Origin of the sequence: Mucilaginibacter rubeus (genome assembly GCF_014643835.1) — a bacterium.
GTDB classification, from domain to species: domain Bacteria; phylum Bacteroidota; class Bacteroidia; order Sphingobacteriales; family Sphingobacteriaceae; genus Mucilaginibacter; species Mucilaginibacter rubeus.
The window spans coordinates 35,757-50,426 of the sequence record NZ_BMKD01000015.1 but is presented as its reverse complement, the minus strand read 5'-3'; the positions used below and the strand labels follow the sequence as shown (position 1 = coordinate 50,426).

At 44.5% G+C, this 14,670-nt stretch carries 9 protein-coding genes; 6 read left to right on the top strand and 3 right to left on the bottom strand.

Annotated elements, in window-relative coordinates:
- Positions 1–354 precede the first annotated feature (354 nt).
- Entirely contained in the window at positions 355–2,166 is a 1,812-nt protein-coding gene (locus IEX80_RS27545; RefSeq protein ID WP_090528101.1) for a glycoside hydrolase family 2 protein, read from the top strand.
- A 236-nt stretch (positions 2,167–2,402) separates the two neighbouring features.
- Here the strand turns inward: IEX80_RS27545 and IEX80_RS27540 are convergent, their stop codons facing one another.
- Positions 2,403–4,214: an ATP-binding protein gene (locus tag IEX80_RS27540; RefSeq protein ID WP_090528104.1), complete on the bottom strand. Its 1,812-nt coding sequence runs from the start codon at positions 4,212–4,214 to the stop codon at positions 2,403–2,405.
- A gap of 99 nt (positions 4,215–4,313) precedes the next feature.
- On the bottom strand, positions 4,314–7,010 hold the full coding sequence (locus IEX80_RS27535; protein ID WP_188834809.1) for a valine--tRNA ligase: 2,697 nt from the start codon (positions 7,008–7,010) through the stop codon (positions 4,314–4,316).
- Positions 7,011–7,766: 756 nt separating this feature from the next.
- On the opposite strand from IEX80_RS27535, the gene IEX80_RS27530 reads away from it, so the two are divergent.
- The 4 genes from IEX80_RS27530 to mnmC2 all read left to right on the top strand — a co-directional run bounded on the left by IEX80_RS27530 (position 7,767) and on the right by mnmC2 (position 12,853).
- Complete coding sequence (locus tag IEX80_RS27530) at positions 7,767–9,842, top strand: M13 family metallopeptidase (protein WP_229701784.1); 2,076 nt, start codon at positions 7,767–7,769, stop codon at positions 9,840–9,842.
- A gap of 159 nt (positions 9,843–10,001) precedes the next feature.
- On the top strand, positions 10,002–10,448 hold the full coding sequence (locus IEX80_RS27525; RefSeq protein WP_090528107.1) for a DinB family protein: 447 nt from the start codon (positions 10,002–10,004) through the stop codon (positions 10,446–10,448).
- Positions 10,449–10,714: 266 nt separating this feature from the next.
- Positions 10,715–12,064, top strand: a complete 1,350-nt coding sequence (locus tag IEX80_RS27520; protein ID WP_090528111.1) for an MBL fold metallo-hydrolase — start codon at positions 10,715–10,717, stop codon at positions 12,062–12,064.
- Positions 12,065–12,175: 111 nt separating this feature from the next.
- Complete coding sequence (mnmC2, locus tag IEX80_RS27515; RefSeq protein ID WP_090528114.1) at positions 12,176–12,853, top strand: tRNA (5-methylaminomethyl-2-thiouridine)(34)-methyltransferase MnmC2; 678 nt, start codon at positions 12,176–12,178, stop codon at positions 12,851–12,853.
- Positions 12,854–12,861: 8 nt separating this feature from the next.
- On the opposite strand, the gene IEX80_RS27510 is transcribed toward mnmC2, so the two are convergent.
- Entirely contained in the window at positions 12,862–13,692 is an 831-nt protein-coding gene (locus IEX80_RS27510) for a hypothetical protein (RefSeq protein ID WP_090528116.1), read from the bottom strand.
- Between the two features lie 138 nt (positions 13,693–13,830).
- On the opposite strand from IEX80_RS27510, the gene mazG reads away from it, so the two are divergent.
- Positions 13,831–14,634, top strand: a complete 804-nt coding sequence (mazG, locus tag IEX80_RS27505) for a nucleoside triphosphate pyrophosphohydrolase (RefSeq protein ID WP_090528120.1) — start codon at positions 13,831–13,833, stop codon at positions 14,632–14,634.
- Positions 14,635–14,670 lie beyond the last annotated feature (36 nt).

The window sequence follows — 14,670 nt, the reverse complement described above, 5'->3', positions numbered from 1 at the left end:
AAATATTCCTGGCAAATTTTTCGCTTAAACTCCTCACTGTACTGGCTCTGCCATTTACCCCCATACACTTTTGAATATCTTTCCATTTTTGTTTACTGATGTGTAAACCTATTTCAGGACAAGACAATTTTTATAGTCACAAGTGATCCGCCCTTCTAACAGCCGCACAACACTTGCGCCATGGGGGAAACGAATTTGAAGAATTCATGGAATGTGTATCGCATTTTCTGCTCGTTCCCTAAATTCAATAAATTCGGGTTCAGACAACATCCTATTTCCCAATAAAATGTTATGATAACAGTTATCAATTCCCTATTTTGGCCTTCATAACCTCATCAATTGTAACATTACCTTATGAACGCCTATCTCAAAGCAAAAGCCCTGTTTTTGGCCGCTGTATTATACGGATGCGCCGCCTTTGCCCAGGAAGCCAAACTGCCAACTCAATGGACAAACACTGCCATGCAGGCCGAAATACCTTTATCGGAATATCCCCGTCCCCAGCTACAGCGTAATGACTGGTTGTGCTTAAATGGTAAATGGGATTACCAGGGTGGTAAAAACGCGCCTAATGCCCTGAACCCTCAAACGCCCGTATCTTTTAATGACAAGTCGGATAAAATACTGGTGCCTTATTGCCCTGAATCGGTATTGTCCGGCGTGCAGCGTAAACAGGAGATTAATATGTGGTACCGCCGAAGTTTTGAAGTACCCGAAAAATGGCAAAACAAACACGTCATTATTCATTTCGGAGCAGTTGATCATGATGCCACTATTTTTGTGAATGGTAAAAAAGTAGGTTCGCACTCGGGCGGGTACGATTCTTTCGGCTTTGACATTACCTCATATCTTAAAAAAGGCAGCAATACCCTTATTGTTGCTGCTCATGACCCCAATGACGGTAAAACACCATCGGGCAAGAACGGCCCTCGTGGCGATTATACCTTTTCGTCGGGTATATGGCAAACCGTTTGGCTGGAGCCTGTCAACAGCTCCTATATCAAAAATATCCGGCTCCTGCCTGATCCGGAAGGTAAACGCTTAAAAGTATTTGTTAACGCTGCAGGCGCGGGCAAGATCAAAGCAGTTGCCTTAAACAACGGCAAAGAGGTGTCGCAGGTTAATGCGGCCGCCGGATCATATTTCTATCTGCCAATAGATAACCCGGTTTTATGGACACCAAATTTTCCGTTTTTGTATGATCTGAAGCTTACCCTATACAATACTGATGGTAGCGAAGCCGACGAGGTTAAAAGTTATTTCGGCATGCGTGATATTAAATTGGGCAAGCTTAACGGCATGATCCGTCCGCTTATTAACGGTAAATTCATCATGCAGCTTGGCCTGCTTGACCAGGGGTACTGGCCCGACGGGGTTTTAACCGCACCTACGGAAGAAGCACTTAAATTTGATATAGAATACACCAAAAAAGCGGGCTACAACCTCATCCGTAAGCACATGAAAACCGAGCCCCAGCGTTTTTATTATTGGGCCGATAAAATGGGCTTATTGGTTTGGCAGGATATGCCCGCTATATGGTATCAGAATGAAGATACTACTAAGAACAGGCGCGTTTATAGGCAGGAGTTAAAAGCTATAATCGACGATCATTATAACTCGCCTTCCATTATTACATGGGTGCCTTTCAATGAAAACTGGGGCGCATTTGATGTAAAAAACATAACCAATTGGGTTAAACAATATGACCCCTCGCGATTAGTTAACGGCAATTCGGGCTTTAACAATAATCCCAGCTATCAAAAACCTTACGGCGATCCGGGCAATGGCGATTACGTGGACACACATATTTATATTGGCCCGTATGGTGCTTCTGTTCCTGATAGCCGCCGGGCTGCCTCACTGGGCGAATTTGGCGGTGTTGGCCTCTTTGTGCGTGGCCATATGTGGCCGGTACAAAACGATGCTTATGACTACGAACCAACCAAAGCCAGGCTTACCGATCGTTATGTTTTTTTGCTGGATGAGGTAGAGCAATTAATGAAATATAAAGGACTAAGCGTTGCCATATATACCCAAACCACCGACGTTGAACACGAAGTAAACGGCGTTTTAACCTACGACAGGGCCGTTGAAAAAATGGAGATCGAAAGAGTAAGGGAAATAAACCAGGCGGTGATTAAGGAGGGGGATAAGTTGAATAAATAGGCCATTAGGTGAGCGCTGGCCGTTGTTGGTGTTGTCACCAACAACTCTACTCCACGCAGTTATAGCATTAAATAAGCAACCGGGAGCTTAACTGGTCATATGAAATAACGTGATTAAAAGAGGATTGGGAATTGTTGGTGACAACACCAACAATGGCGTAAAAGAGCATTAGGAATTGTTGGTGACAACACCAACAATGGCATAGCCCTCCCTTCCGGGGAGGGTTTGGGTGGGGCTCACCCCACCCTGTTCAATGTATAATTATTAAGCTTCTCCAGCAGTTCATCCGGTTTAAATGGCTTGGATACATAATCATTCATGCCGGCTTCGTATACCTGTTCTTTGATATCAAAAAGTGCGGAAGCTGTAAGCGCGATGATCGGTATGCCTGATTTTTTAGGATCGGCCATTTTACGGATCTCTTTAGCTGCGTCAAAGCCGTTCATCACCGGCATCTGGAGGTCCATTAATATAATATCAAAATTGCCGTACTGCATAAACTCAACTGCCCGTTCCCCGTTTTCGGCAATGGTTGGGTTAATGCTCCACTTGCTCAGCAGCTTCTTCATCAGCATCACATTAACCATATTATCTTCGGCAATAAGTACACGTAAACAGGCCAGCGGGTTTTCTGAAAATTGTTTAGCTTCGGGAGCAGTGGTTACTGCAACAGGCAATGCTTCTGTAGATACAGGAAATTCCATATGGAATGAAAACTCTGATCCGCGCCCCATTGTACTGTTAACGGTCATTTGCACTTCCTGCAGCTCAAGCAAACGCTTAACTATGGCCAGGCCAAGCCCTGTGCCGCCATACTCGCGGGTAGTAGCTAATGATTCCTGCGTAAATGGTTCAAATATACTTTCAAGGTTTTCTTTTTCGATACCGATGCCGGTGTCCCTTACCGAAAAGTTAACGGTAACGGTATTATGCCGGTCTTCCACACAAGTAACCCTTACCCATATGTTTCCCTGCGGTGTAAATTTTATAGCATTACTAACCAGGTTAAAAATGATCTGGGTTATGCGGGTAGGATCGCCAAAAAGCACCTTATCCCTCAATGAGCTGTCAACATCAAGCTTAAAAAGCAAGCCTTTCTCTTCGGCCTTCAGTATCTGCCCGCCGCAAATATTGTTCATCAGCTCAACAAGGTTGAAGCGGATATTTTCAAATACTACCTTCCCCGATTCAATTTTGCTAAAATCAAGCACGTCATTAACAATGGCTAACAGGTTATTGGCCGAAAATTTAAGGATTTCGATGTTCTCCCGCTGGTCGGGCCGCGGATTGCTCATCATCAGCAAATTACTCATCCCGATCACCGCGTTTAACGGCGTACGGATTTCATGCGACATGGTTGACAGGAACTCTGATTTGGCCTGGGCTGATTTCTCTGCCTTTTCAATAGCTGTTTCCATCTTATTGTAAAGCTGGGCCTGCTCCCTGCTGCTATCTTTAAGGTGCCTGATGTTTTTTAAGAAAGCAGTATAAAAATGGCTATGGATAAAAATAAGCAATATAAAATTGGCAAACAGGCTGATGATAATGGTAGACTGATCAACTTTGTTAGGCTTTATACTAATAATGTACCCGCTGTTGTATTCAATGATCATAAATACCAAAACCGGTACTGTATTAAGCAATGAGTACATGAGCCCCCATTGCTGGCCGAGCATATAATAGCTGAATACGATCACGATTATAATAACCTGCACGGTAATGATATTTACCGTTTGCATAGAGGCATAAACCAGGCTGGTATTAACAAGTGTACCCACAATAAGCAGGGCATGTGCTGCGCTGCGCCAGTCGGGCCGCCAGGTTAAATACTTAAATAACACCACTACCGCTCCCATCAAAAACAGGGCGGTATCAGCAAGCATTTTTTGGTTTTGGAAATAAACGTTCAGGTAAAGTGCCCCAAGGGCAACAAAAATAAGGAAGAACCCATAATACAATAAACGAATCCGGGCCTGGTCAAGGAACGATTGCTCCTTCGACAAAATCTTATAAATTGATAAGTTAAAAAAACTTACTTTATTACTCATATTCAGAACTTAACATTGGCCCTGCAATTGAACAGGCCACCGTACAGCAATCAAAATACTGTACGGTAGCTTGTTACGCAAAGCCGGTAAGTTCTGCAATTAGCAAGCCAAAGCAGCTAAGTTTTCTTCAATGATGGTTAATTTAGCTTCGGCATCGGCCTTTTTCTTTTGCTCCACCTCAATAATCTCGGGTTTTGCATTAGCCATAAACCGTTCGTTACCCAATTTTGCATTAACCGATTTCAGGAAACCTAACAGGTATTCCTGCTCTTTTTTCAGTTTCACACATTCGGCAACCGGGTCAATTTCTTCGCTGAAAGGAATATAAAACTCATCTGTTGAGGCCAAGAAATTAATAGCCCCTTCAATTTTATCGGCTACTGATTCAAATTTGCTGATGTTGGCAAGCCTTGTAATGATAGCTTCGAACTGGCCGTAATTGATCCCTGAATTTGATTTAACAAATAACTCAAGCGGCTCTTTGTCAGAAATTTGTTTTGTTTTGCGGGTGTTTCTGATGTTGGTTACCACATCTTTAACAAGCTCTGTTTCATTTAATAGACGTGAATTAATTTCCCCAATAGCGGGCAATTGCGCTACAATACAGCAGTCAGTTTCAGAACGTTCGCCAAACAGTTCATCATGCCATAATTCTTCGGTAAGGAACGGCATAAAAGGGTGCAATACCTTCAAAATATTTTCAAAGAATTGAATAGTAGCTGCATAAGTAGCCTTATCAATAGGATGCTGATAAGCCGGTTTGATCATCTCCAGGTACCATGCGCAAAAATCGTCCCATACCAGTTTATAGGTATCCATTAAGGCCTCTGATAAACGATATTGGGCAAAGTTAGCTTCAATTTCGGTTAGCGCCTGGTTAAACCTGTTGGCAAACCATTCAATGGCTACGCCGTTAGGGTTGGAAAGGCTTTCATCAACCTCCCAGCCTTTTACCAGTTTAAAGGCGTTCCATATTTTGTTGGCAAAGCCGCTGCCTTGTTTACAGTAGCTTTCGTCAAACATCAAATCGTTACCTGCAGGCGAGCATAACAGCATACCTACGCGCACGCCATCTGCACCATATTGAGCTATCAGGTCAAGCGGGTCGGGAGAGTTGCCCAATTGCTTTGACATTTTACGACCCTGCTTATCCCTTACTATACCGGTAAGGTATACGTTTCTGAATGGTACTTCGCCTCTGAACTCATGACCGGCCATGATCATCCTGGCTACCCAGAAAAATAAAATTTCGGGCGCGGTAACCAAATCATTGGTTGGGTAATAATAATTAATATCGGCATTATCAGGATCTTTAAAACCATCAAATACCGAGATAGGCCACAACCATGATGAAAACCAGGTATCAACTACGTCTTCGTCCTGGGTAAGGTTGGCAGCGGTATATTCCGGATTTTTAAGCTGTGCTTCTTTCAGCGCCTCTTCGGCGTTTTTGGCAATTACAAACTCGCCTGTAGGTAAATACCATGCCGGAATCTGTTGTCCCCACCACAATTGGCGGCTGATGTTCCAGTCCCTTACATTCTCCATCCAGTGGCGGTAGGTGTTTACAAACTTTTCGGGGATCAATTTGATCTCTCCGTTCAGTACGTAATCCAAAGCAGGTTTGGCCATTTCGCCCATTTTGCAAAACCATTGCATGGATAGTTTTGGCTCAATAACCGCGTTGGTACGTTCACTGAAACCAACCTGCGATTTATATTCTTCAACTTTTTCCAGTACGCCGGCTTCTTCCAGCAGCACAGCTATTTTTTTACGGGCGGCAAAACGGTCTTCACCAACCAGTATCTGCGCTTTCTCGTTCAGCGTGCCATCGTCATTCAGGATATCAATAACTGGCAGGTTATGACGCTGGCCCAGTTCGTAGTCATTTAAATCGTGTGCCGGGGTAACCTTCAAACAGCCGGTACCAAAATCCATAGTTACGTAATCATCCAGTATCACCGGGATCTCGCGGTTAATAAGCGGGATGTAAACCTTTTTACCGTGCAGGTGCAGGTAACGCTCGTCATTAGGATTGATACAGATAGCCGCATCGGCCATAATGGTTTCCGGGCGGGTGGTAGCGATGGTTAGGAAGCCAGGAGAGTCCGGAAGTCCGGAAGTCCGGAAGTCCGAAGAAGCTTCACCACTTTCCGACTTTCCGACTTCTGGACTTTCGGACTGCACAAAATAGCGGATATAATAAAGCTTCTGATTAACCTCTTTACGGATTACTTCCTCATCACTCACCGCGGTTTTGCCCTGCGGATCCCAGTTGATCATGCGGATACCGCGATAGATCAAACCTTTTTTATACAGGTGGATAAACGTATCAATAACCGCTTCCGATAGGCTCTCGTCCATGGTAAATTTGGTACGGTCCCAATCGCAGGAGGCACCTAATTTTTTAAGCTGCTCCAGGATAATGCCGCCGTATTTTTCCTTCCACTCCCAGGCGTAAGTTAAAAACTCTTCGCGGGTAAGGTCTTTTTTGCTGATGCCGCGCTCTTTAAGCATAGCGACAACTTTGGCCTCGGTAGCAATACTGGCGTGGTCGGTACCGGGAACCCAGCAGGCATTTTTGCCTTTCATCCGGGCGCGGCGAACCAGCACATCCTGTATGGTATTGTTAAGCATGTGGCCCATGTGTAAAACCCCGGTAACGTTTGGCGGCGGAATGACTATGGTATAAGGCTCACGCTCATCAGGCACCGACTTAAAAAAGCCGTGCTGCAACCAGTAACTGTACCATTTTTCTTCGGTTTCCTTTGGGATATATGTTTTAGCAATACTCATAACGCGCAAAAATACGATAGTTAACGGTTCATAGCCAAAGGTTGGGGGATTTTTTTGGGAATATAGTTCATGGTTCATAGATGATGGTTTTAAACCGATAGTTTTTGATCGGTCAAGAGCGGAGGCCGCATTAGGGATGGGAGCGGATACCGGCCAACGAGCGTAATGCCTGCAGGCGTATGAGCGTACAGCCCGGGCCGCAGGTAATGCCATTGTCTGAACTCGAATTAAACGAATTTTAAGAATTTATTGAATTTACTTAGCATTCTGTTATTTCTTTAATTCAAAAAATTCGAGTTCAGACAACAACATAAAAGAAAATCCCATTAATCCCAAAAATCCACCCAAATCCCGGTTCAGAATAATGGCGTTGCCTGCGGCCCGGGCTGTACGCTCATACAGCACAAGGCCTTAGCCACTTGGCCGGTATCCGCTACCATCCCTAACGCAAACCAGTACATTGTAAAATGATTATCACTACAACATGTAATCATGATCAATCATCTATAAACCATGAACCATGATCTATCAACCATGAACAACCCCACTCCCACAATATTTTTACAATTAACAAGTTATTATATATGTAACATTCAAATTGTCATGAAAACATTACCCTTACACCGTTTCTGGCTTGATATTTTGAAAAAAACAAAACTCGAAGCCATCATTAACTGGTTCAATCACTAAAGGCCTGCCACCGGCCACTTGTGTTTAATACCCGCTATTTATTAACTTTAATTTTTAAGTATTGACATGAAATTAAAGTTTAACTGTTTATTACTGGCTGCCTGCCTTGGCATGTCGGTAAATGTGTTTGCTGCAGATGGCCCCAAACCCGCAAAATCCAGGCACAAAACCTCTGCCCCTCCTAAAAAATTTATCGATCCCGCCAACATGGACCTGAGCGTAAAGCCCGGCGATGATTTTTTTGAATATGCCAATGGCGGCTGGCTAAAACAAAACGGCATCCCTGCTAAAGAAACCCGCTGGGGTAGTTTCCATATTTTGCGCCAGGAAAATACAGATAGGCTCATTGGCTTGCTGAATGAAGTAAGCCAGACATCAGCGTCGCAACCCAAAGGCAGCCTGAAACAACTTGTAGGAGATTTGTACGCCAGTGGTATGGATAGCCTGACCATCGAAAAAAACGGTTATGCCCCCATCAAACCCGACCTGGAGCGCATTAACCGGTTAAAAACCCTTGACGACTTTATTAACGAACTGATTTACGAGCGTGTTAACGGAATAAGTGCGCCGATTTTCAGGTTTGGGGTTGAACAGGATGAAAAGAATGTAAACAAATATGTGATAAGCCTTGGTCAGGGAGGCACTACCCTGCCCGACAGGGATTATTACCTCAAAAACGATCCGCGTTCAAAAAAAGCACAGGACGCCTTAAAAAAGCTGATCACAACTTTGTTCACCCTTAGCGGAAGCAGTGCTGATGAAGCAGCCAAAAACACTGCTATAGTTTACGGCCTTGAATATACCTGGGCTAAGGCGCAATTGAGCCGTGTAGCCATGCGCGATCCGCATGTAACCTACAACAAGTTCCTGATTGCAGATTTTGAAAAACAAACCCCACATTTAAAATGGTCAAAGATACTTCCTGCGCTTAATGCAGGCGGACAGGACAGCATTCTTGTTGGCCAGCCTTCGTTTTTCAGGGCTACCGACTCGCTGTTTGCAGCTACCCCGATCGCTAACTGGAGAATATACCTGCGATGGAATATTTTAAGAGGAACAGCCAGTTATTTAAGCTCCGACTTTGCTAACGCAAGCTTTGCTTACAACAGCGCGCTGACCGGTCAAAAAGTACAGACACCGCGCGTTGAGCGCATGAGCGCCCTTGTTGATAGCTACCTTGGCGAATTACTGGGCCAGCTTTTTGTTGAAAAATACTTTACCCCGGCCGCCAAACAATATATGGTTGATTTAGTAAACAACCTTAAAGAAACTCTTGGCGACAGGATTAAGCGCCTTGACTGGATGAGCCCCGCAACCAAAGAACGCGCGCTTAAAAAACTTAATGCTTTCACCGTAAAAATCGGCTATCCGGACAACTGGGAAAAATACGATGGCATGGTGATTAACCGTAACGATTACTTCAGTAACCTGCATGCAATAGTCAAATGGCGCTACAATTTTAATGTAAGCCGATTAGGTAAACCGGTTGATAAAACCCGATGGGGAATGACACCGCCAACCGTTAATGCTTATTACAACCCAACTAATAACGAAATTGTGTTCCCTGCCGGGATCCTTCAATTCCCGTTCTTTGATTTTAACGCCGATGACGCCGTTAACTACGGAGGTATTGGAGCGGTAATTGGCCATGAAATGACCCACGGCTTTGACGACCAGGGCCGCCAGTACGATGCCGACGGCACACTGCGCGATTGGTGGACCAAAGAAGATGCCGATAAATTTAAATCGCGCGCCGACCAGGTGGTGAAACAATACAATGCCTTTACCGTTCTTGATACCCTGCACGTAAACGGCAAACTTACCCTTGGCGAAAACCTGGCCGACCTTGGTGGTTTGAACATTGCTTACGAGGCATTCAGCAAAACCAAACAAGGCCAGTCGGCCAATACCATTGATGGCTTTACACCCGATCAGCGGTTCTTTTTGTCGTGGGCACAGGTATGGCGTTCATCACAAACTCCGGAATCGGCAGCGCAAAGGATCCTGACCGACCCGCACTCGCCCGAGCAGTTCCGCACCAATGCGCCTATAACCAATATCAACGCATGGTACAAAGCATTTGACGTAAAACCCGGCGATAAAATGTATAAAAAACCAGAAGACAGGACAAAGATCTGGTAAGCAATAGTTTTGTTTTTTATAACAGGCCCGGTTATAAAACGGGCCTGTTTGGTTTACAAGTTATTCTACTGGCGTAAATCCTCCCCGTTTATGGCTCAAAAACCCCTGTGCTTGTTTTGTAATTCGCAGTAGCTTTATGACCGTAAACGCTTTAAAACAATGAAAACAATATTTGATAAAGAAACCCGCGATGGCCTCATAACCCGTATCAATTTAATTAACGAAAACAGCCAGCCACAATGGGGAAAAATGAATGTTTATCAAATGCTAAAACATTGCACCCTTTCGGACGAAATGTACCTGGGCAAAAAAACATATAAACGAGCGTTTATCGGTCGATTGTTTGGCAAAGTGGCGCTGAAAGGTATGCTGAAGGATGATGCTCCACTGGCAAAGAATAATCCTACAGTTCCCCAATGTAAAGTAACAGAAGCCGGAGGCGACATAGAGGCTCAGAAAAAACAATGGATTGAACTGGTTGAGGAATATGGCAAAACTTCAAAAACCGACTTTGAGCATACTTTTTTTGGCAAAATGACCAGGGAACAAATGGGTCAGTTAGCTTATAAACATGTTGACCATCATTTAAGGCAGTTTAGTAATTGACGTCAAAGCATACTGAAAAATTCCCACACGAATTTCTTTAAACTCATCACAATTAATCGAATTACACGAATGTCAATTAACCAAATTCAAAATTCGTGTAATTCGATTAATACGTAAAAATTCGTGTAAAAATTCTTTTTCAATAATTTTCTGATCTATGCAGACAACCGGCTTCACAGGTTTACACAAAAAGGATCAATATTTACACCACTCAAACATTGCACAAATAAAACATTCCGCCTAAGCATTATCTTTGCAGGCAAAATATGATCATTCAACAATTTTACGATAAAGGCCTGGCGCATGGTTCATATGCCGTGATCCGTACGGGCAAAATGATAGTTATTGACCCGGCCCGTAACCCGCAGCCTTATTATGATTTCGCGGCCCAGCACGACGCCGATATTGTGGGTGTTATTGAAACCCACCCGCATGCGGATTTTGTAAGTTCGCACCTCGAAATTCATGAAACCACACGCGCTGTAATTTATTGCAGCAAGTTAACCGGCGCAACATATCCGCACGAAACTTTTGATGACGGCGACGTTATCCAGCTTAACGATATTAAACTAAAAGCCATCAATACTCCCGGTCACTCGCCCGATTCTATCTGTATTTTACTGGTAGATGAAGAAGGCCGCGAAACCGCCGTCTTTACCGGCGATACATTATTTGTTGGGGATGTAGGCCGACCCGACCTCCGGGAAAATGTGGGTAACATTACCGCAAAAAAAGAGGAACTTGCCCGCCAGATGTTTCAAAGCACCCGGCAAAAACTCATGACCCTGCCCAAAAACGTAGTGGTTTACCCGGCGCACGGCCCGGGTTCGTTATGCGGTAAAAACATGAGCCCCGAGCTGGAAAGCACCATTGGCCGCGAACTGCGTGAAAATTATGCCTTACAACTGATGGATGAACTGGAATTTGTTAAAACGCTTACCACCGATCAGCCTTTTATGCCCAAATACTTTGGCCGTGATGTGCTGTTGAATAAAAATGGTGTACCAGGTTTTGAGGACAGCATTACTGCTGTACCCCGTATGGAGGAAGGCAGCGCTTTGGAAGCTGACATTTTAGTAGTTGATGGCCGTCCCAAAGCACAGTTCAGGAGCGGTCACCTGCATGGCGCTATTAACCTCCAGGATGGTGAAAAATTTGAAACATGGCTGGGTTCCATTATCGGCCCTGATGAGCAGTTTTACCTCATTGCCGAAAATGATGATAAGCTTGACACCCTGATTAAAAAAGCAGCCAAAATAGGCTACGAACAAAATATCAAAGGCGCATTGTTAGTTCCTGTAAACGCCAATGAAGTATCCCCCGATCTTGATTTAGACACCTTCAGGGCAAATGAAAATGATTACACGATAGTTGATGTACGTAATCAGGCAGAAGTTGCGGCAGGCAGGGTTTTTAAAAATGCCATTAGTATACCTTTGCCCGAACTGCGCGAACGCGTTAGTGAGATCCCTGCCGATAAACCTGTCGTAGTGCATTGCGCTGCAGGCTATCGTTCGGCTGCCGGTGTGAGCATTGTTTCGGCTGCAATAAATGCCGTACCGGTTTATGACCTGGGTGAGGTGGTGACTGAGATGATGAAAGAGGTTCATGGCTAATGGTCATGGATGATAGTTCATGGTTCATGGCCAATAAGGTCTTGGAAACTATGAACCATCATCCATAAACCATGAACTAAGTATGCCACCCAAAACTATGAACTATCATCCATGAACCATGAACTAACCATAGTCCCCACAGCCGACGGCTCCAATACCATTTACAATGCCGAAGTTGGTGAGCATTACCACTCGCGCCACGGGGCTTTGCAGGAGAGCTTACATGTATTTGTTAAATCAGGCTTACAATATTTCCTGGAGCGGAATAACACCAGCGGGGTTAGTATCCTCGAAGTTGGTTTCGGCACCGGGCTCAACTTTCTGTTAACAGCCGATGCATGTACCGGCGCGCAAATAAAACTTAACTACACCGGTATCGAAGCTTACCCCTTAAGCGCCGAAATGATGGCGCAAACCGGCTACCAGCAATATATCCAGGAACTGTTATGGGAACAATTCAACAGCAGTTATCCCGCTGCGTTAACGGCCAAAGTTCAAATCAATAACACAACACAGTTACATATCGCTCACAGCAAGCTGCTGGATTTTAACACAGACGAGCAGTTTGATATTATCTATTTCGACGCCTTTGCCGCAGCCCATCAACCCGAAATGTGGGATGAAGAAGCCATCGGTCACACCGTTAGCTTTTTAAAACCGGGTGGTGTGTTTGTTACCTATGCCATTACCGGCAACCTGAAACGCATGCTCAAAAGCCAGGGCTTTAAAATAGAGAAAGCACCCGGAGCACCCGGCAAACGCGAAATGCTCAGGGCAGTAAAACTTTAATCTTCCTGCTATAAAAACCGGAAGCCTACATTGAATTTCAGTGTAAAACCATTGGTAGTTGGCAATTCGCGATAAGCAAACTGGCCTTGCGTTGCTGCACTGCGGGTTGCATAAATGATGGGGCCGCCGCAAAGTGAAAATGCCAGGCGTGAATTAACCGGAGCGTAATTAAGCGATGGGCCAATCAATAAACGGGCACCGCCTTCGGCCTCGTGGGCTTCCCAAAAACCTTCCAGGTCCTGCCCTACTGCTTCAAAGCCGCCGAATAACTGTCCTGAAATATGACGATGCACGCCAACACTGGTTATCAAATCCAAACCATCGCGGTGGGTTGAAAACGCTTTTTCAAAGCGAAGATTAGCGCCAAGCTTCCATTTTGATACCTCATACGCCGCAGTTATACGACTGAATGCCACGGCATCGCTGTTAAACTCCCTCCTGAAACCAAGGCTTGCCCCTGCCCTGAAACCCATCGGCTGGTTACCACCAACAAAATCTCGAAGCACTTCGGCCTGCTGTAATGTACGTACACCACCATTATTACTAAAACCTGTACCCAGCATGGCCATCAACGTAAACTTATTACCTAAGTATCCTTTGGCCGAAAAGTTTTGATCTACGCCATCAAACCCAAGTGGTGTAACAGTGCGCTCACCATATCCGCCCGAGTAATTTAGGCTCCAGTTGCGGCCTTGCGGATTAAGTGTGCTGACTGTAAACAGGAATGGTTGAGGCTGGCTAAAAGTACTGTTGGCCACATCGCCGGCAGGCTGCTGTTGAGCATAACCAGCTTTAATTATCGAAACGAAAAGGAGGATAAACAGGTAAGTTTTTTTCATGATAAAATGTGCTTATAGGTAGCATTAACAATTGGCTAATAAAATTAATTAATGTTAGTTTAAAATTAATGATACAGTAAGTTTTCATTAAAGATGTTATCATACCTTTGCAGCATAAGTATTCATTATAAATAATTTATGCCTTTAAAAGCCCCTGAAACCGCCCCTACTGCCTCAATAGCGTTCGATAGATTGCTCATTATTATGGACGACCTGCGGGCCAATTGCCCATGGGATAAAAAGCAAACGCTCGAAAGCCTGCGCCATCTTACCATTGAAGAAACCTATGAGCTAAGTGATGCCATACTGGGCGGCGATATGCCCGAAATAAAAAAGGAACTCGGTGATATCATGTTACACCTGGTATTCTACGCTAAAATAGCTTCCGAAACCAACGACTTTACCATTACCGATGTTTTGAACAGCGTTTGCGATAAGCTCATCAACCGCCACCCGCATATTTATGGCGACATAGAAGTGCAGAACGAGGAAGATGTAAAACGTAACTGGGAGCAGATCAAGCTTAAAGAGGGTAACAAATCTGTTTTGGGTGGCGTACCGGCTTCCTTACCGGCATTGGTAAAAGCATCGCGCATACAGGAAAAGGCGCGCGGCGTTGGGTTTGACTGGGAGGAGAAAAGCCAGGTTTGGGCAAAAGTTGAGGAAGAGATGCAGGAGTTTAAAAACGAATTTAATGCCGAAGATGAAAGCACTATCGACCATGAAAGGGCCGAAGCCGAATTTGGCGACCTGCTGTTTTCGCTGATCAATTACGCCCGTTTTATTAATATTAACCCGGAAAACGCTCTCGAAAAAACCAATAAAAAATTCATTAAGCGCTTTCAATACCTGGAGCTTAAAGCACAGGAAAATGGCAAACAGCTGCATGACATGAGCCTTGCTGAGATGGATATTTTTTGGGACGAGGCAAAAAAACTGTAAATAATGCATCCCGGCTGTAGCGTTTAGTTAAAAACG

Coding starts and splice junctions, on each gene's coding strand:
- IEX80_RS27545 (WP_090528101.1), top strand. CDS start 355: ATGAACGCCTATCTCAAAGCAAAAGCCCTGTTTTTGGCCGCTGTATTA.
- IEX80_RS27540 (WP_090528104.1), bottom strand. CDS start 4,214: ATGAGTAATAAAGTAAGTTTTTTTAACTTATCAATTTATAAGATTTTG.
- IEX80_RS27535 (WP_188834809.1), bottom strand. CDS start 7,010: ATGAGTATTGCTAAAACATATATCCCAAAGGAAACCGAAGAAAAATGG.
- IEX80_RS27530 (WP_229701784.1), top strand. CDS start 7,767: ATGAAATTAAAGTTTAACTGTTTATTACTGGCTGCCTGCCTTGGCATG.
- IEX80_RS27525 (WP_090528107.1), top strand. CDS start 10,002: ATGAAAACAATATTTGATAAAGAAACCCGCGATGGCCTCATAACCCGT.
- IEX80_RS27520 (WP_090528111.1), top strand. CDS start 10,715: ATGATCATTCAACAATTTTACGATAAAGGCCTGGCGCATGGTTCATAT.
- mnmC2 (WP_090528114.1), top strand. CDS start 12,176: ATGAACCATGAACTAACCATAGTCCCCACAGCCGACGGCTCCAATACC.
- IEX80_RS27510 (WP_090528116.1), bottom strand. CDS start 13,692: ATGAAAAAAACTTACCTGTTTATCCTCCTTTTCGTTTCGATAATTAAA.
- mazG (WP_090528120.1), top strand. CDS start 13,831: ATGCCTTTAAAAGCCCCTGAAACCGCCCCTACTGCCTCAATAGCGTTC.